This is a genomic window from Hymenobacter gummosus, assembly GCF_003970915.1.
GTDB classification, from domain to species: Bacteria; Bacteroidota; Bacteroidia; order Cytophagales; family Hymenobacteraceae; genus Solirubrum; species Solirubrum gummosum.
In genome coordinates this window covers 159,890-177,920 of record NZ_RXOF01000014.1, presented here as the reverse complement: position 1 = coordinate 177,920, position 18,031 = coordinate 159,890, and the positions used below count along the sequence as shown (strand labels likewise).

Annotated in this window: 16 protein-coding genes; 12 read left to right on the top strand and 4 right to left on the bottom strand. The window is 68.6% G+C overall.

What is annotated here, in order from left to right:
* Positions 1-5 precede the first annotated feature (5 nt).
* Together EJV47_RS21145 and EJV47_RS21140 are read left to right on the top strand one after the other, a co-directional pair.
* Positions 6-1,097 (top strand): SMP-30/gluconolactonase/LRE family protein, encoded by a 1,092-nt coding sequence (locus tag EJV47_RS21145; protein ID WP_243651245.1) that lies wholly within the window; start codon positions 6-8, stop codon positions 1,095-1,097.
* A gap of 108 nt (positions 1,098-1,205) precedes the next feature.
* Complete coding sequence (locus EJV47_RS21140) at positions 1,206-1,601, top strand: cupin domain-containing protein (protein WP_126695198.1); 396 nt, start codon at positions 1,206-1,208, stop codon at positions 1,599-1,601.
* 176 nt (positions 1,602-1,777) lie between these two features.
* Here EJV47_RS21140 and EJV47_RS21135 read toward each other — a convergent pair whose 3' ends face one another.
* Positions 1,778-3,238 (bottom strand): TlpA family protein disulfide reductase, encoded by a 1,461-nt coding sequence (locus EJV47_RS21135; RefSeq protein WP_165903859.1) that lies wholly within the window; start codon positions 3,236-3,238, stop codon positions 1,778-1,780.
* Positions 3,239-3,364: 126 nt separating this feature from the next.
* Between EJV47_RS21135 and EJV47_RS21130 the strand changes: the two genes are divergently transcribed.
* Positions 3,365-4,957, top strand: coding sequence for a protein adenylyltransferase SelO (locus EJV47_RS21130; RefSeq protein ID WP_126695196.1), 1,593 nt, complete (start codon positions 3,365-3,367; stop codon positions 4,955-4,957).
* A 72-nt stretch (positions 4,958-5,029) separates the two neighbouring features.
* On the opposite strand, the gene EJV47_RS21125 is transcribed toward EJV47_RS21130, so the two are convergent.
* Entirely contained in the window at positions 5,030-5,641 is a 612-nt protein-coding gene (locus tag EJV47_RS21125) for a hypothetical protein (RefSeq protein WP_126695195.1), read from the bottom strand.
* Positions 5,642-5,816: 175 nt separating this feature from the next.
* Between EJV47_RS21125 and EJV47_RS21120 the strand changes: the two genes are divergently transcribed.
* The 5 genes from EJV47_RS21120 (at position 5,817) to msrB (ending at position 10,805) form a co-directional block, all read left to right on the top strand.
* Positions 5,817-7,319: an NCS1 family nucleobase:cation symporter-1 gene (locus EJV47_RS21120; RefSeq protein ID WP_126695194.1), complete on the top strand. Its 1,503-nt coding sequence runs from the start codon at positions 5,817-5,819 to the stop codon at positions 7,317-7,319.
* A gap of 96 nt (positions 7,320-7,415) precedes the next feature.
* Positions 7,416-8,120: a hypothetical protein gene (locus tag EJV47_RS21115; RefSeq protein WP_126695193.1), complete on the top strand. Its 705-nt coding sequence runs from the start codon at positions 7,416-7,418 to the stop codon at positions 8,118-8,120.
* Between the two features lie 116 nt (positions 8,121-8,236).
* Positions 8,237-9,556, top strand: coding sequence for a leucine-rich repeat-containing protein kinase family protein (locus EJV47_RS21110; RefSeq protein ID WP_126695192.1), 1,320 nt, complete (start codon positions 8,237-8,239; stop codon positions 9,554-9,556).
* A gap of 9 nt (positions 9,557-9,565) precedes the next feature.
* On the top strand, positions 9,566-10,099 hold the full coding sequence (locus tag EJV47_RS21105; protein WP_126695191.1) for a GNAT family N-acetyltransferase: 534 nt from the start codon (positions 9,566-9,568) through the stop codon (positions 10,097-10,099).
* Between the two features lie 241 nt (positions 10,100-10,340).
* The gene (gene msrB, locus EJV47_RS21100; RefSeq protein WP_126695190.1) at positions 10,341-10,805 is read left to right on the top strand and encodes a peptide-methionine (R)-S-oxide reductase MsrB; all 465 of its coding nucleotides are present in this window, start codon (positions 10,341-10,343) and stop codon (positions 10,803-10,805) included.
* Between the two features lie 311 nt (positions 10,806-11,116).
* Here msrB and EJV47_RS21095 read toward each other — a convergent pair whose 3' ends face one another.
* A complete protein-coding gene (locus EJV47_RS21095; RefSeq protein ID WP_126695189.1) occupies positions 11,117-12,082 on the bottom strand; it encodes a carboxypeptidase-like regulatory domain-containing protein in 966 nt (321 codons plus the stop codon).
* A 15-nt stretch (positions 12,083-12,097) separates the two neighbouring features.
* Positions 12,098-13,090, bottom strand: coding sequence for a hypothetical protein (locus EJV47_RS21090; RefSeq protein ID WP_126695188.1), 993 nt, complete (start codon positions 13,088-13,090; stop codon positions 12,098-12,100).
* A 111-nt stretch (positions 13,091-13,201) separates the two neighbouring features.
* Here EJV47_RS21090 and EJV47_RS21085 point away from each other — a divergent pair, with 111 nt between their 5' ends.
* The 4 genes from EJV47_RS21085 (at position 13,202) to EJV47_RS21070 (ending at position 18,024) form a co-directional block, all read left to right on the top strand.
* Entirely contained in the window at positions 13,202-15,907 is a 2,706-nt protein-coding gene (locus EJV47_RS21085) for an excinuclease ABC subunit UvrA (RefSeq protein WP_126695187.1), read from the top strand.
* Positions 15,908-15,972: 65 nt separating this feature from the next.
* A complete protein-coding gene (locus EJV47_RS21080) occupies positions 15,973-16,734 on the top strand; it encodes a hypothetical protein (protein ID WP_126695186.1) in 762 nt (253 codons plus the stop codon).
* A 137-nt stretch (positions 16,735-16,871) separates the two neighbouring features.
* On the top strand, positions 16,872-17,660 hold the full coding sequence (locus EJV47_RS21075; RefSeq protein WP_126695185.1) for a HipA family kinase: 789 nt from the start codon (positions 16,872-16,874) through the stop codon (positions 17,658-17,660).
* The gene (locus EJV47_RS21070; RefSeq protein WP_126695184.1) at positions 17,638-18,024 is read left to right on the top strand and encodes a DUF3037 domain-containing protein; all 387 of its coding nucleotides are present in this window, start codon (positions 17,638-17,640) and stop codon (positions 18,022-18,024) included. Before EJV47_RS21075 ends, EJV47_RS21070 begins: the two co-directional genes overlap by 23 nt.
* Positions 18,025-18,031 lie beyond the last annotated feature (7 nt).

Below are 18,031 nucleotides of genomic sequence, written 5' to 3'. Positions count from 1 at the left end.
ACTCCATGAAGCACTTCGCCCTTTTCCTGCTGTCCGCCCTGCTGATGACCTCCCTGCCCGCCGCCGCCCAATCGTCCGCCCCGGAAGTACCGCTGGAGGAAGTAGCCCAGTTCGGGCGCCACCAGCCCATCGGCGTGGCCGTGTCGCAGCGGGGGCGCATCTTCGTCACTTTCCCCAAGAAGGACAAGGACTTCGACTACTCCCTGGCCGAAATCGTGGACGGGCAGCGGCGACCCTACCCCGATGCGCAGTGGAACCAGTGGGACTCGACGCGGGCGGCCCAGCGCTTCGTCAACGTGCAGGCCTTGTTCGTGGACCGCAACGACGCGCTGTGGGTGCTCGACCCGGCCAATCCCGGCGACGAGGCCCCGGTGAAGGAAGGCGTGAAGCTGCTGCGCATTAACCTCACGACCAATCAGGTAGAGAAAGTTTACCGCTTCGAGGATTTGCCGCGGGAACGGTCGGGCCTGAACGACGTGCGCGTGGATACCGAGCAGCAGCTCGCCTACCTCTCCGACCCCAAGCTGGCGGCCCTGGTGGTGCTGGATTTGCGCACGGGCAAGAGCCGGCTCGTGCTGCAGGGGCATAAGTCCGTCCTGGCCGCGCCGGGCTTCGTGCTGCGCATCGACGGCAAAGAAGTAAAGGATAAGAACGGTAAGCCCTTCAGCAGCAACGTCAACGGCATTGCCCTGACCCCGGACTTTCGCTACCTCTACTACCGGGCCATCAACCAGACCAAGCTCTACCGCATCGAAACTCAGTACCTGCGCGACGCGGCGCTGCCGCCGGCCGCCGTGGCTGCCCGCGTGGAGGGGGTGGGCGAAGTGGGCATCTCGCACGGCATGATTGCCGACGCGGCCGGCAACGTCTACCTCACCGATTCCCCGGGCCACGCCGTGCGCCGCGTCACGCCGGCCGGCCGGCTGGAGCGCGTGGCCCACGACGGCAGCCGCCTGCTCTGGCCCGATTCCTTCGGCCTCGGCCCCGACGGCTACCTCTACCTGACCGCCGCCCAGATTGAGCGCACCCCGAAGTGGAACAACGGCCAGGACCGCGTGCAGTACCCGTTCCGGCTGTACCGCCTGAAGATTCGGTAGCAATCCGGCTCAACCGTTTGTACGCCCGAAAACCTATCTTGAGGCCAGGCGCCGCCGCAGGCGGGACCCGCCGGCTTTGTCTTTTCACCTGTCAACCCTTTCCCTGCCATGAGCACTCCCAATCAGCTGCTTGCCCCGATGAAAGACGCCCAGCACCGCGAAGTCGGCGGGGTGCAGGTCGACGTGGTACCCACCGGCGCGGCCCGCGTCAAGCGCATCATCTATCCGGCGGGTTTCCGCTGGTCGGCGCACATGCAGCCGGTGGTGGGCACGGCCCTGTGCATGCACGCCCACGTGGGCTTTCTGGCCCAGGGCCGCATCAGCATCCGCTACGCCGACGGCTTCGTGGAGGAGTTTGTGGCCCCGCAGGCCGTAGCCATCGAGCCCGGCCACGATGGCTGGGTGGTGGGCGACGGGCCGGCCGTGCTCATTGAGTTCGACTTCGAGGGCAATACCGTGGAGCGCCTGGGCCTGCCCGTGGTGCACGGCGCCAAAGAAGCGTAACTATCTACCGCTCTTCTCCGGGGCCTGGCCACTCAGCGGGGCCTCAACACCCCGTCGGCAGACCGGCGCTGACACGGACCGCAGAAAAGCGGTAAGCGGTAAATCAGCCGCGGCCCGGCGGTGCCCCGATGTTGCCTGAACGTCGGGGCACCGCCGGGCCGCGCGCGTCTAGCCGTTCAGGGCCGGCCGGCTTTCAGGGCGGTCAGCGCCGCTTCGATGGCCGCGGCGGCCTCGGTGGAGGAGGGGCGGGGCGCGTGGTCGTCGAGAATGCGGCCATCGGGGCCGATCAGCCAGTAGAAGGGCACGCCCTGCTGCTCGTAGAGCCGGCGCAGGGCCTCGTCGGTGGGCCGGGCCCGAAACTGCGCCTGGTTGGGCCCGCTGCCGAGCCCGTCGGCGAGCAGGGCGCGCTGCCAAGCCGCCGCCCGCGCGTCGATGGACAGGCCCACGAACAAGACCTCGGGCCGGTCGGCAAAGCGGCGGCGCAGGGCCAGCAGGGCGGGCGCTTCGGCCCGGCAGGGCTGGCACCAGCTGGCCCACACGTCGAGGTACACCAGCCGGCCCCGCAGCGTATCGAGGCTGACCGGGCGGCCTTGGGCGTCGGTGAGCTGGAAGGCGGGTAGGGGCTGGCCGGGGGCGGTGCTCTGCTGCCGGGCTAGTTGCCGGGTTAGCGGCGGCAGCCAGGGCGAGGCGGGGTAGCGGCGGCGGAAATCGGCCAGGCGCGGGGGCAGGTCGGCGGGCCGGCCGAAGGTGAGCAGCTGGCTGAGCTGCCGGGCCAGCAGCCAGTCCTGGCTGGGGCCGGTGGGCAGCACCTGCCGGAGCGTGTCGTAGCCCCAGGCAAACTGCCGGGAGCTGAAATCGGTGAAGACCATGCCTTGCCGCCTTTCGCGCAGCAGGTGAAAGCCGAGCAGGTCGCCGTAGAGCCGGTAGGAGAGGCTGGGCAGCGCCGAATCGGCCGGGAAGGGCAGGGTGGCGGTGAAGTCGTAGTAGGCCGCAGGCAGGCGGCGCACGATGGGGCCCTGCAGCGGGCGGCGGTACTCGTAGTCGGCGGCGAAGCCCAGCAGCACCCGGCCCCACTCGTAGCGGATGGCGGCTTCCTGCTGCCGGCGGAAGGCGAGCGGCAATTGGTAGCGCTGGGCAGCGGCGGCCAGCACGGCCTCGGCCCGGCGGCGGAAGGCATCGGCCCGGGCGCGCATCTTTTCGGGGGTATCCGGCGTGCGGCGGCCTTCGGGGGCGAGGTAGAAATCGGCCGTACGCCGGCGTAGCTGCTCCTGGCGGTAGTAGCTGGGGCCGGCGGCCGGGCCGCTGAGCTGCAGGCTGCTGGTGAACCGGCGCGCATCGGCCTGCAGCTGCAGGGTGTCGCCGGGCCCGAGCCACAGCTCGGCGGCGTGGCGGCCATATACCAGCTCCACGGCGGCGGGCTGCGCGAGGCTGTCGAGCACGGCCACGAACGTGCCTTTGGCCGTGAGGCGGACGGTGGTGACGCGAAAGGCGTGGCTCAGCCAGCTGCGGCGGCGCAGCTGCACCACGGAGTCGGTGGGGTGCAGGATGCGGCCGCGCACGACGGCCGCGGGCGGGTCTTGGGCGGTAGCCGCCAGTGGCAGACTGAGTAGCAGTACCAGTAGAAGGCGGACGGACACGGCGGACTGATTGGTCGGATACGCGGGCAAATAAAGCGGGAATTTGCCCCGCTCGACCGGAAACATCCGCCTCAAAAATCCTGTTAACCGACTTCCGGCCTTTTCCCACCGGGCCCGTTTCCCGCCATGCCTCTGCTTTCCATAGATCAAGCCCCGTTTCAGAACTCCTTTGCCGACGCGCTGCGCGCCGACCCGCTGCGCAACCTGCAGCCCCGGCAGGTGCCCGGCTACCACTACTCGCCCGTGACGCCCACCGCCGTGCCCGACCCGCGCCTGCTGGCCTGGGCCGACGAGGTGGGCGAGCTGCTGGGCCTGAGCCGTCCGCCGGAGCGCGGCCCGGCCGTCGATGTGCTGGGCGGCAACCTCGTCACGCCCTCGATGAAGCCCTTCGCGGCCCGCTACGGCGGGCACCAGTTCGGCAGCTGGGCCGGGCAGCTCGGCGACGGGCGCGCCCTGGCCCTGGGCGAGCTGCCCGGCACCGACGGCCGCAGCTGGGAAATCCAGCTCAAAGGGGCCGGCCCCACGCCCTACTCGCGCCGCGCCGACGGCCGGGCCGTGCTGCGCTCTTCGGTGCGGGAGTTCCTGTGCTCCGAGGCCATGCACCACCTGGGCGTGCCCACCACCCGCGCCCTGAGCCTGGTAGCCACCGGCGACGAAGTGGTGCGCGACATGTTCTACAACGGCAACGCCCGCCCCGAGCCCGGCGCCGTGGTGGCCCGCGTGGCCCCGAGCTTCGTGCGCTTCGGCAACTTCCAGATTCTGGCGGCCCACGGCGAAATCGAGCAGTTGCGCGAGCTGGCCGACTTCGTCATCCGCGGCTACTACCCCGAGCTGGGCGCCCCCGCGCCGGAAGTGTACCTGCGCTGGTTCCAGGAAATCAGCCGGCGCACGGCCGTGATGGTGGCGCACTGGATGACGGTGGGCTTCGTGCACGGGGTGATGAACACCGACAACATGAGCATCCTGGGGCTGACCATCGACTACGGCCCCTACGGCTGGCTGGAGCCCTACGACCCCGACTGGACGCCCAACACCACCGACTTTGCCACCCACCGCTACGCCTTCGGGCAGCAGCCGCGGGTGGCCCTCTGGAACCTGATGATGCTGGCCCAGGCCCTCGGTCCGCTCGTGCCCGACGTGCAGCAGCTGCGCCCGGCCCTCGATGAGTACGTGGCCGTGTTCAACCTCACGCGCCAGCAGCTCACGCGCCGCAAGCTGGGCCTGACCGCCGAGCAGCCCGACGACGCGGCCCTGCTCGAAGCCCTGCCCGCCGCCCTGGCCGCTACCCAGGTCGACATGACCATCTTCTTCCGCCAGCTCGCCCAGGCCGTGCCCGCCCTGCTGGCCCCCGGAGCCGACGAAGCCGGCACCCTGGAGCCGGTGCTGACGGCCGCCGCCTACTCCGAGCTGGGCCTCGACCTGCAGCCCCTGCGCGAGTGGCTGACGGGCTACGCCGCCCGCCTGCGCCAGGAGCCGGCCGCGCCCGCGGAAATCCGGGCCGGCATGCTTGGGGCCAACCCCAAGTACGTGCTGCGCAACTACCTCGCCCAGCAGGCCATCGAAGCCGCCGAGCAGGGGGATTTGTCGGTCCTGCACCGGCTGCAGCAGGTACTGCGCCGCCCCTTCGACGAGCAGCCCGAGCACGAGGAGCTGGCGGCCCGGCGGCCCGCGTGGGCGGCCAGCAAGCCCGGCTGCGCCACGCTCTCGTGCAGCTCGTAGCCGCCGGCGTATTCCACGAAAAAGGCCGCGTTCCTTAACGGGCGCGGCCTTTTTTCAGGGCTGACAGCGGCCTTAGTGCAGGTGGTAGCTCAGCAGCTCGGTGCGCTGCTGCAGCTGCGTGGGCTGGTCGCGGTAGTAGCGCACTTCGCGCACCAGGCCGACGCCGGGCGTCACGTAGGCCTGGCGCTTCTGCACCGAGGGCGTCGACACCCCGGTAAATTCGTACTGGTAGCTGATGTCGTAGCGGTAGGCCGAGTAGCCGGCGGCCGACTGCGGGACGGGCTCCAGGGTTTCGTTTTTCAGGCTCTGCACCCACAGCCGGTAGTTGGGGTAGTCGTAGCCGTACATGATGTTGTTGCGGGTGCGGGAGTACAGAATGTTTGATTCCTTGGAGCCGCGCATGTAAATCACGTAGCCGTCGGCGTCGTTGCGCACAATCAGGCGGTCATTGGTGATAAACCACTGGCCCTTGCTGATGATGGTGTCCTTCACCACCGAGCGGGTAAAGGTGAGGCTGTCGGTGGCCGGGCCCCAGGGGGCGTAGTTGGTGACTTTGTAGGTCCAGCTGTTGCCCACGGCCAGCGGCACCACCGGCTCGACTGGGGCTTCTTCTTCTTTTTTGCAGCCGAGCAGGAGCAGGGCAGAGAGGGGCAGCAGCAGGGCGCTGCGCAAGAACTGAGGCATGAGTGAAAAAGGATAAGCCACGAACACCGGGCATGGAGCGCCGAAGCTAATCAAGCGGCGGTAGGTTTCCAACGCTGGCCCCGCTCGGCGAAACAGCTCCTTATTCAAAGCCGGTGAGGATTAATCATATCCTGATTATGCTTTATTTACGGGGTAACTCTGCCCCCGCCCCGCCATGACTTCCCCGCAACCACTCCCTGCCGCCGCGCCCAGCCCCGATTTGCTCAGCGAAGACCTGGCCCCGGTGGCTCCGGCCGCCCGCACCTGGACTACCTGGAACTACGCCGCCCTGTGGATCAGCATGAGCCTGTGCATTCCTACCTACATGCTGGCCTCCTCGCTGATTCAGGGCGGCATGAACTGGTGGCAGGCACTGGTGACCATCTTCCTGGGCAACGTAGTGGTGCTGGTGCCCATGCTGCTCAATGGCCACGCCGGCACCAAATACGGCATTCCGTTCCCGGTCTTTGCGCGGGCTTCGTTCGGGGTGCGCGGGGCCAACGTGCCGGCCCTGCTGCGGGCCATCATTGCCTGCGGCTGGTTTGGTATCCAGACGTGGATTGGCGGCTTTGCCCTCTACCAGATGGCCGTGCTCTGGTGGCCCGGCCTGGGCAGGCTGCCGGCCGTGTTTCCGGCCTCCTGGGGCCTGGCCACCGGCCCGGCCCTGACCTTCCTGCTGTTCTGGGCGCTGAACATGTACGTGGTCTACCTCGGCGTCGACAGCATCCGGAAGCTGCTGGTGTTCAAGGCGTTTTTTCTGCCCGTGGCGGCGCTGGCTTTGCTGTTCTGGGCCATTTCGGCGGGCCACGGGCTGGGCCCGATTCTGAGCCAGCCGGCCCGTTTTGCCTCGTCCGCCGCGTTCTGGGCTTTCTTCTTTCCCTCGCTCACCGGCATGGTGGGCTTCTGGGCCACTCTCTCGCTGAACATTCCCGACTTCACCCGCTACGCCACCTCGCAGCGCGCCCAGGCGCTAGGCCAGGCGCTGGGCCTGCCGACTTCCATGACGCTGTTTTCCTTCGTGGGCGTGGTCGTCACCTCGGCCACGCTGGTGATTTACGGGCAGACCATCTGGGACCCGGTGGTGCTGGCCGGCCGCTTCGACAGCAAGCTGCTGGTGAGCCTAGCCATGCTGGCCGTGGCCCTGAGCACCCTGGCCACCAACATTGCCGCCAACATCGTCAGCCCCGCCAACGACTTTGCCAACCTCGACCCGCAGCGCATCAGCTTCAAGACCGGCGGCTACATCACCGGGGTGCTGGGCCTGCTCATCTTTCCCTGGAAGCTCATTGCCGACCCCTCGGGCTTTATTTTCACCTGGCTGGTGGGCTACTCGGCCCTGCTCGGCCCCATCGGCGGCATCATGATAGCCGACTACTACCTGCTGCGCCAACAGCAGCTCGTGGTGCCCGACCTCTACCGCCACGACGGCCGCTACCAGTACCGCCACGGCGTCAACTACGCCGCCATCTGGGCGCTGGTACTGGGCGTGCTGCCCAATATTCCGGGCTTTCTGCAGGCCGTGGGCGCCCTGCCGGCCGGGGCGGTGTGGCCCTGGCTGAGCGGGCTCTACAGCTACGCCTGGTTTGTCGGCTTCTTCCTCGCTGGCGGCCTCTACGTGCTGCTGATGCGCCCGCAGCGCCGCCCGGTGCCGGCCGCCCCGCCGGTGGTAGCCGCGTAGCTGCGGCCCCGAATGCCGACCGGAAGCCCGCGAAACGCTACTTTCGCGGGCTTCTTTATGCTCGTTCCGATGCGTCTGCTGCTATTTTCAATTGCTGTGATTCTCGCCTTGCCGGGTGGCTTGGCCCCGTCGTTTTCCGCCCGCCGGCCGGCGCCGTGGCCGGCTGTGGCCGCTCCCGGCGCACTGGCCGAGCTGCAGCGGGCCGTCGGGGCCGTGGGTACCGTGACGCCTGCGGCGGCCGGGGCGGCGGGCAAGGGGCAGGAGGCTGCGTTCAGCAAATCTGCGGCCGCGGCTACCGAAACTAAGGCCGGGGTGCGGGTGCAGCTGAGCAGCGGTAAAGCCGTGCAGCTGCAGAATATTCCCGCCCGGCCAAACGACGAAACCTCGTTTGTGACCTACCACTACCGGGGCTTCGAGCCGAAAACAGAGCTGGTGTGGGTAACCAAGGAAGCCTGGGAAAGCACGAAACAGCTGCTGCTGAACCGGCGGAGCGGCCGGGTGACGGAAGTTGGCAACGAGCCCCACCTCAACGGAACCGGGACCCTGCTGTTTGCCCGGCAGAACGATTGTTTTCGAGTGTTTGAGGACTGCTACCCCGGCTTCCAGCTCTGGCGCGTGCAGGCCGGACAGCTGCAGCTGCTAAAGCAGGTGCGGCTGGAAAACTACTTCGTGCTGGACGGCCACTGGCTGGCGCCCGGCAAGCTGAGCCTGGAGCTGGGCAGCATCGAGGAGCTGATGAACCAGCGCGGCAACGACGCGAAAGTGCGCCGCCTGCCCTTCGAGCTGACGCTGAAGCCCTAGCACGACCTCTGCGAGCCTCCGCGCCCCTTCTGCGAACCTCTGCGAGAAACCTCGCCCGCGCGGGTTGCCGGGCCGCAATGTCGCAACCCAGCGCCCCAGTGCCGACCTTTGCCCGCATGCACACTTTGGAGCAGCTTCGCGCCGGCCAGCTCGCCGGCAGTACCCGCCTGGATTTATCCGAAGGCCTCACCGAGTTTCCGTCGGAAATCTTCGCCCTGGCCGACACGCTGGAAATCCTCAACCTCAGCGGCAACCAGCTGCGCGAGCTGCCCGCCGACCTGGGCCGCCTGCACCGGCTGCGCATCCTGTTCTGCTCCGACAACCAGTTCGAGGAAGTGCCCGTCGCCCTGGGCCAGTGCCCCGCCCTGAGCATGGTGGGCTTCAAGGCCAACCGCATCCGCCGCCTGCCCGCCGCGGCGCTGCCGCCCCGGCTGCGCTGGCTGATCCTGACCGACAACCAGCTCGAAAGCCTGCCGCCCGCAATCGGCCGGTGCAGCCAGCTGCAGAAGCTGATGCTGGCCGGCAACCAGCTGCGCGCGCTGCCCGCCGAGCTGGCCCAGTGCCAGCGCCTAGAGCTGCTGCGCATCGCCGCCAACCGCCTCGAGAGCCTGCCCGAGTGGCTGCTGACTCTGCCGCGCCTGAGCTGGCTGGCCTACGCCGGCAACCCCTTTGCCGACCGTAGCGAAGCCGCCGTGGTGGCCGCGCACCCCGCGCCCGGCATTCCGTGGTCGGCCCTGACCCTGCAGCAGCAGCTCGGCGAGGGCGCTTCGGGCGTGATTTACCGGGCCGACTGGCCGCGCCGCAGCGCCCCGTCGGCGGTGGCCGTGAAGCTGTTCAAGGGCGCCGTCACCAGTGACGGGCTGCCGCGCAGCGAAATGGACGCCTGCCTGAGCGCCGGCCGCCACCCCCACCTGATTGCCGTCGACGGGCGCATCGAGGGGCACCCGGCCGGGGCCGAAGGGCTGGTGCTGGAGCTGATTGACCCGGCGTTTCATACCCTGGCCGGGCCGCCAAGCTTCGCCACCTGCACCCGCGACGTGTACGCGGCCGGCACGGCCTTCAGCCTGCTCGTGGCCCTGCGCATCGCCCGGGGCATGGCCGCGGTGGGGGCGCACCTGCACGCCCAGGGCATCCTGCACGGCGACCTGTACGCCCACAACATCCTCGTGCGCCCCACCGACGGCCACGCCCTGCTCGGCGACTTCGGCGCCGCCAGCTTCTTCGCGCCCGGTACGGCCGAGGCCCGGGCCCTGCAGCAGCTGGAAGTGCGGGCCTTCGGCTGCCTGCTGGAGGAGCTGCTGAGCCACTGCGCCGAGCCGGTGCCCGCGCCGCTCTGGGAGCTGCAGCGCCGCTGCGTGCAGCCCGAAACGGCCCGCCGGCCGCTGTTTGCCGAAATAGAGCACGAGCTGATTCACACCGCCACCCACCCCGCCTGAACCCGTCGCATGAGCCTCGCCCTGTACTTCGCCCCGGCTACCTCTGCCGACCTTGCGGCGCTGCAAACCCTCATCAACCGCGCCTACCGCGGCACCGACGCCGCCCCCGGCTGGACCCACGAAGCCCACCTGCTCAGCGGCCCCCGCACCGACGCGCCGGCCCTGCAGGCGCTGCTGACCACGCCCGGGGCCCGCATCCTCACCGCCCGCGACGCGGCCGGGGCGCTGGTCGGCAGCGTGTACCTCGAAGCCCAGCCCCCGCTGCTGTACCTGGGCCTGCTGGCCGTCGACCCGGCGCGGCAGGCCGGGGGCATCGGCCGGCAGCTGCTGGCCGCCGCCGAAGATTACGCCCGCCGCCAGGGCCTGAGCGCCGTGCAGATGACCGTGCTGGCCGAGCGCCCCGACCTGCTGGCCTGGTACGCCCGCCGCGGCTACCGGCCCACCGGCGAAACCCGCCCCCTGCACGCCGAACACGGCGCCGGCCAGACCCGGCAGCAGCTCACGCTGCAGGTGCTGGCAAAGGCCGTGGAAGCAAAAAGCTAGACTTAAGGCCAAAAGCTAGAGGCTACGGCTAGTTCCCCTCCTCAGCTGAGGAGGGGCTAGGGGTGGTTGACCAGTCGTTGCACGGCCGTACAAGGGCGTCATGTCGAGCTTGTCGAGACATCTCGCGTGCTGACTGCCACAAGTAATTTCTAGCTCTGGTTTTTCAACCACCCCCAACCCCTCCTCATCTGAGGAGGGGAGCTAATCGTAGCTTTCTTAGCTCCTAGCTCCTGCCAACCTCATGTTCCGCTGGGCCGACGTCCTTAAATACGCCAAGTACAGCAACCCCGAGCCGCCCCGGCGCCTGGAGCTGCCCGAGCCGGAATGGGCCCGGCGGCTGACGCCGGAGCAGTACGCCGTGCTGCGCGGGCGCGGTACCGAGCCGCCCTACCGCAACGCCTACTGCCGCAGCTACGAGCCCGGCCGCTACCTCTGCGCCGGCTGCGGCAGTAGGCGTTGCGGTAGGGCGGCTCGGTACCGCGCCATATCGGGCTGGCCCAGCTTCACCCAGCCGGCGGCCCGCAACGTCATCAGCTACCACTTCGACGACTCGCACCACATGCAGCGCGTGGAGGTGCGCTGCAACGTGTGCCAGGGCCACCTCGGCCACGTCTTTCCCGACGGCCCCGAACCAGCCGGACTGCGCTACTGCATCAACTCGGTGAGCTTGCGGCGCGTCGACGAGGGGGAAAGTCCTGATTTTTAGCCAAACCCGTCTTTGATTCCCGCAGGTCGTCACGACGAGCAGCCCCTTGTAACGGTGCAAGGCCTTGGTCGTCGTGACGAGTAAGCCCTTGTAGCACTGCAACGCCTCACTCGTCGCGACGAGTAGCCCCTTGTAGCACTGCAACGGCTTGGTCGTCGTGACGAGTAAGCCGTCGTAGCGCTGCAAGGCCCTGGTCGTCGTGACGAGTAAGCTGTTGTAGCGGTGCAATAAGCTACTCGTCGTGACGAGCGGGCCGCGGTAAGCGGGTGGAAGGCTGGTGGCGGAAGCCGGGTCGGCTGCGGCAAAAGAGGTCAGGGGTGGCAGGTTTCCAGGCTAATCAGGCTTTCAAACAGCGGCCAGCACCGATGGGCGGCCGGAACCGGCTCCCAGGCCAGGCTGGTCATTTCAGGCCTCCAGGTGCTCGTCCAACTCCGGGAATCTGCATAAGCGCAAGGGGCGCGCAGCATCTGGCCCTGCGGACGGTGGTACTCCTCTGGCTGATAAGAGGCAAAATTCCCTGATATATAAAGCTCCAACCCCACGAAGAAGCCGTCAGCGGGCACGCCGATGCGGTACTCGTGCAGGGAAAAGATAAAGGCCCGACCGGCGGCGGGGAAGGCTACAAGCTTGTTTTCCAGCAGCAGATCGGCCCCGGGGCCGCGGGTAACCGGGTCGACGGCCAGAATCCGCAGGCGCATCAGCTCCCGGGCACCGTCCAGCAAATCCAGCGCCGGCGCCCCGCGCAGGGTAATGGCGTAGAGCGTGTCGCCCGGCCGGGCCTGGTGGTTTTCGATATACCAGGCGCGGAGCTGGCTGGGAGGCCAGGCCGGGAGCGTGGCCTGCGCATTGAAATGCACCCGGTCTTCGGCCGTCAGGCAGCCGTTGGGCTCGTAGCTGAAGGCCTTCAGGGGCAGCTGGCGCCGCTGCACCAGCAGCGTCAGCTGCTGCGCCTGGCCCGGCTGGTACGTCACCTGCCCGAGGTACTGCGGCGTGCGTACGCGCAGCTCCCGCGGCGCGGTGGCCCCGCGGGCAGCCAGCTCCTCGTACGCGAAGCGGCCCTGCGCGTCGGTCGTGAGGTTGTGGCCGTGGCCGCTGACCCGGATGCCGGCCAGGGGCTGCCGGGTGTCGGCATCGAGCACCTGCCCGCCGACGGTGTAGCGCACCGGCACGAGCCGCTCGGGTACCGTGGTGGATACCTGAATGGGCGCGGGAACGGGCGGGCGGGTGCAGCCGGCCAGTAGCAACAGCAGCGGCCAGAAACAGGCGCGGTGAATCATCAGGAATGGGCGGCGTTAGCGCGGGCTGATTTCCAGGGAAATAATGCTTTCGTAGCGCGGCCAGGGGTTCTGGGCCGCCGGCAGGCGCTGCCAGCCTTGCTTCGAGTTGTAAGGGTGCGTCCAGGTGCGGGTAGCGGCGAAGGCGCAGGGGGCCCGCAGAAACGGACCAACGGGCCGGTAGTTTTCCAGCGGGTGCAAGACATAGAATTTGTCACCTGCTATCAGTGTTTCCAGCCCCAGGTAGAAGCTGCCGGCCGGAACCGGAATCTGGTAATCCCACAGGGCGAAGAAGTACGACTCGCCCGATGGTGGGAAGCCCAGGACCACGTTTGCAGTCAGCAAATCCGGGCCCGGGCCGCCGGTCAGCGAGTCGACGGCCATGATGCGCAGGCGAAACGGGATGCTGGGGTGCGGGCCGGGCGCATCGTGCAGGGGCCGGCGTTGCAGCCGGAGAGTACGCAACATACGCCCGGGCGCCGCGTCAAGATTGTGTATCAGCCAGGCCTGAAGCTGGCTCGGCCACCAGCTGACCAGGGGCGCCCGCGGGTTGAAATGCACCGAATCGGCCGCCGCCAGGCAGCTGTCGGGCTGGTAGCGAAAGTACGGGTGGATAAGGATTTTGGCTGGCTGGCTAGGCGCCCACCGCCCCTCGCCAAAGTGCGTGGCCGACTCCAAACGGATCAGGGTGCTGCCGGTATCGGCGGCGGGCAGCCGCGGCGCCAACGCGAAATAGCCCTGCGCGTCGGCCACCACGGAATACGAGCGGTAGATGTCCGGCCCCGGCTTGGGGCTGGGTTGCAGCTCCCCTGGCACATTGGCCCAGGCAAACTGCCCTGCTACCGGCTGCCGGGTTTCCGCGTCCAGCAACTGTCCCGTCACGGGCTGGCGCAGCGGCACCAGTAGCGGCGGCCAAGACGGCGAAACGACAACGGGCACCGGCGTAGGCGGGCGGGTGCAGCCGGCCAGCGCCAGCAAAACCAGTAACGAACCCAGTACACTTCGTCTCATAAGTCGCGCAAGATAAGCCGGCTAGGGGCTCGAGGCCAGTTGTTAAGGCCCGGAGGTCGGACGCCGCCGGCCCCAATGCCGTATACTGAGCCGGTTTTTACGTCTGCCCCCATGCCCGATTCTGCCCAACGTCCCGCCGCCGCTACTTCCCCCAATTCCGGTTTCGTGCAGGTGCGCGGGGCGCGGGAACACAACCTGCGCGACGTGGACGTGGACATTCCGCGCGACGCCTTGGTGGTGTTTACCGGCGTGTCGGGCTCGGGCAAGTCCTCGCTGGCTTTCGGCACGCTCTACGCCGAGGCCCAGCGCCGCTACCTGGAGTCGGTGTCGCCCTACGCCCGGCGCCTGTTCCACCAGATGTCGGTGCCGGCCGTGGACCGCATCGACGGGCTGCCGCCGGCGGTGGCCCTGCAGCAGCAGCGCGGCACGCCCACCACCCGCTCGTCGGTGGGCTCGGTCACCACCCTGTCGAATCTGCTGCGCATGCTCTACTCCCGTGCCGGCGACTACCCCGCCGGGCAGGGCATCATCTACGCCGAGGCGTTTTCGGCCAACACCCCCGAGGGCGCCTGCCCCGAGTGCCACGGCCTGGGCCGCATCTACACCGTCACGGAGCAGTCGATGGTGCCCGACCCCACGCTCACCATCCGCGAGCGGGCCATTCAGGCCTGGCCGCAAGCCTGGGGCGGGCAAAACCAGCGCGACATCCTCGTCACGCTGGGCTACGACGTGGACCGGCCCTGGCAGGACTTGCCCCAGGAGCAGCGCGACTGGATTCTGTTTACCGAGGAGCAGCCGGTAGTGCCCGTGTACCCCGGCTACTCGCCCGCCGAAACGCAGCGGGCCCTCAAGCGCAAGGAGCCGCCCAACTACATGGGCACCTTCACCAGCGCCCGGCGCCACGTGCTGCACACCTTCGCCACCACCCAGAGCCCGTTGATGAAAAAGCGGGCCCTGCAGTACATGCTCAGCACCGAGTGCCCCACCTGCCACGGCAAGCGCCTGCGCCTGGAAAGCCTGTCAGTCACCTTCGCCGGCCTCGACATTGCCGACATGGCCCGGCAGCCGCTCAAGCGCGTGGCCGAGCTGCTCAGGCCCTACGCCGAGGGCACCGCCAAGGGCCGCCGTAAGCACGACGCCCAGCACCCCGAGCAGGCCGAAGTAGCCCGCCGCATCACCTGCGACCTGGAAGCCCGCCTGCAGGTGCTGCTCGACCTGGGCCTGGGCTACCTGCAGCTGGAGCGCAGCACGCCCACCCTCTCGCCGGGCGAGTTGCAGCGCCTGCGCCTGGCCACCCAGCTCTACTCCAATCTGTTCGGCGTCGTCTACGTGCTCGACGAGCCCTCGGCCGGCCTGCACCCCTCCGATACCGAAGCCCTGCTGCGCGCCCTGCACGGCCTCAAAGCCGCCGGCAACACCCTGTTCGTGGTGGAGCACAACCTCGACGTGGTGCGCCAGGCCGATTGGCTGGTCGACGTGGGCCCCGCCGCCGGGCAGCACGGCGGGCAGGTGCTCTACAGCGGCCCCGTCGAAGGCCTCGCCGCGGTGGATGCCTCCCAGACGCGCCGCTACCTGTTCCGGCAGGAAGCCGCCGATGTAGCGCGGGCTTCAGCCCGCGTCCGCCCGAACGAGGCGGCCGGCTCGTCCGCAGCCACCACGTCGGCCGATTCCGGCTCGTCCACCACCGCCGCTTCGGCCAGGAAAGCCGACCGGCCCGTCGCACCTGACCCATCCGCAGCCGCCCCGAAGCTCCCTGCCGGCTGGCTGCGCCTCGCCGACGTGCGCCGCAACAACCTCGACGGGCTGAGCGTGCAGTTTCCGCTGGGTGTGATGACCACGGTAACGGGCGTGTCGGGCTCGGGCAAGTCGTCGTTGGTGTCGCAGGTGCTGGTGGAGCTGGTGGCGTCGGAATTAGGAATTAATAATGAAGAATTAATAATTGATTCGGCGGAAGCAGAAGAGCCAATTCTTAATTCTTCATTATTAATTATTAATTCCCAATCCGGGCGGATTACCGACGGCCTGCAGACCATACGCCGCCTCGTGCGCGTCGACCAGAAGCCCATCGGCCGCACGCCGCGCTCCAACATGGCCACCTACACCGGGCTGTTCGACCACGTGCGCAAGCTTTTCGCCGCCACGCCCGAGGCCCGCCGGCGCCGCTACGACGCGGGCCGCTTCTCTTTCAACGTGGCCAAGGGCCGCTGCGAGAATTGCCAGGGCGAAGGCTTCGTGATGGTGGAGCTGCTGTTTCTGCCCTCGGTGTACGCGCCCTGCCCGGTGTGCCAGGGGGCGCGCTACAACGCCAAAACCCTCGAAATCCGCTACCGCGAGAAGAATATTGCCGAGGTGCTGGCGCTGACCGTGGACGACGCCCACGAGTTCTTCGACGAGGAGCCGCCGGTGCAGCGCGCCCTCGGGGTGCTGCGCGAAGTGGGCCTGGGCTACCTGCGCCTGGGCCAGCCGGCCACCGAGCTGTCGGGCGGCGAGGCCCAGCGCATCAAGCTAGCCACCGAGCTGCAAAAGGCCCAGCGCGGCGACACGCTCTACGTGCTCGACGAGCCCACCACCGGCCTGCACCCCGCCGACGTGGAACGCCTGCTCGCCCAGCTGCGCCGCCTCGTCGACGCGGGCAACACCGTGGTGCTGGTGGAGCACGACATGCGCGTGGCCGCCGCCTCCGACTGGCTCATCGACATGGGCCCCGGCGCCGGTGAGGAGGGCGGCCGGGTGGTGGCCGAGGGCCCGCCGGCCGAGGTGGCGCGGAGCAAGCAAAGCCGCACGGCGCCGTATCTGCAGCGGTTTTTGAGCCGCTGAGGCGGGCCGACGCACACGGCAGCGTAGCTTGCGCCGTTAGAGCGGGCATTGACCCCTAAGCCTGTATGCCCGATTCCCGTCTTTCCTCCGCGCTGCGGCGCATCACGTCCGCTCGTGGGTTCCTGTTGGCTGCCTGGTTGCTGGCCGCGGGCGGCGCGGCGCGGGCTCAGCAGCCGGACTCCGCCGAATACTATTTCCAGCTCGGCGCCGGTTACATGAATACCGGCCCGGTGACGCTGCGCAGGGCCCTGGGTGCGGGCGAAGCCATTGGAGACTACACCAAGGCCCAGAGCTTTGATTCGACCTATTACTGGGCCTACCGCAACCGCGCCTACTGCCTGGAATACCTGCAGCAGCCGGCCCGCGCCCTGGCCGACTATCAGCGGGCCGTGGCTGCCGGGGCCCGCCGCGGCGACCCGAACGCTGATGACCAGCTGCTCAGCTGCGCCCGCCTGAGCGAGAAACTCGGCCGCTACGCCGACGCCGAGCTGGCCTACACGCGCTTCCTTGCCCTGCCGCACCTGCAGCGCCAGGGTGGCGCGGCGATACTGCTGGCGCGTGGCGACGTGCGCCGGCAGCTGCAGCTGCCCACCCAGGCCGCCGACGACTACCGCCGCTGCCTGCAAGTCATCTACCATCAGCTGTGGCTGGCCCGCACCGCGACGGACGTATACGACCGGAGCTGGCGGCAGCAGGAAGTGCCCGCGCTCCGGGCGCTGTGGCAGCAGGTGCAGGAGCGGTTACAAGGCCGGTTTCTCGGGCAGCTGCTCGAAGCCCCGCCGTGGGAGGACGAGCCGCGGGAGGACGGGTGGTACCGCAAAAGCTAATGCCGTCAGAACAGCTCTGCGACCCGAAGGAAGGCGTAGCCAACCTCCGCGGAACTTCTGCGCACCTCTGCGGGAACCCGACGCCTGCACCGTAAGTCAAGCCATCCGTTTCTTTGTCGCTCCGAATCCAAGAAAACATGCCCACCGAATCCCCCCAGCTGCGCACCGTCGACGTGACGCGCTACGTGACGCCGCTGCGCGAAGGCGGCTCCCTGCCCGCCCTGGTCGAAGCCGACGACGGTTTCCTCTACGTGGTGAAGTTCCGCGGCGCCGGCCAGGGCCCCAAGGCGCTGATTGCCGAGCTGGTGGTGGGCGAGCTGGCCCGCGCGCTGGGTTTGCGCGTGCCCGAGCTGGTGTTCGTGCGCTTGGACGAAGCCTTCGGCCGCACCGAGCCCGACGAAGAAATCCAGGACCTGCTTCGCGCCAGCGAGGGGCTGAACCTGGCCCTGCATTACCTCTCGGGCGCCATCACCTTCGATCCGCTCGTCACGGCCGTCGATGCCCGGCTGGCCTCCCAGGTCGTCTGGCTCGACGCGCTGACGCTGAACGTGGACCGCACCGCCCGCAACACCAACATGCTCATGTGGCACCGGGAGCTGTGGCTGATCGACCACGGCGCGGCCCTGTACGCCCACCACACCGGCCCCGACTGGGCCGCCAAGCCCCGGCCGTTTCCGCAGATCAAGGACCACGTGCTGCTGCCCCGCGCCACGGAGCTGCCGCAGGTCGACGCCGAGCTGCGCCCGCGCCTCACGCCCGAGGTCATCGAAAGCATCGTGGCGCTGGTACCCGACGTGTGGCTGGTAGAACCGGACCGCACGCCGGCCGAGCAGCGCGCCGCCTACGTGCAATTCCTGACGGCCCGCGTGGCCGCCTCCGCTACCTTCACCGCCGAAGCCGACCATGCCCGACAAGCACTTGTTTGAATACGCCGTGCTACGCGTGGTGCCGCGCGTGGAGCGCGAGGAGTTCCTGAACGTGGGCGTGGTGCTCTACTGCCGCGACCAGGGCTTCCTGCAGTGCCGCTACCTGCTGCCCGAAGCCCGCCTGCGCGCCTTCGCCGGCGACAAGCTGGACCTGGGCGAGCTGCAGGCCCGCCTGCACGCCTTCGACAAAATCTGCCGCGGGAGGAAGGAAGGCGGCCCCATCGGGCAGTTGGGCCTGGCCGAGCGGTTCCGCTGGCTCACGGCCACCCGCAGCACCATCGTGCAGACTTCCGCCGTGCACCCCGGCCTCTGCCACGATGCGGCCGAGACGCTAAACCGGCTGCACGCGCAGCTGGTGGAGTAGAGGAGGA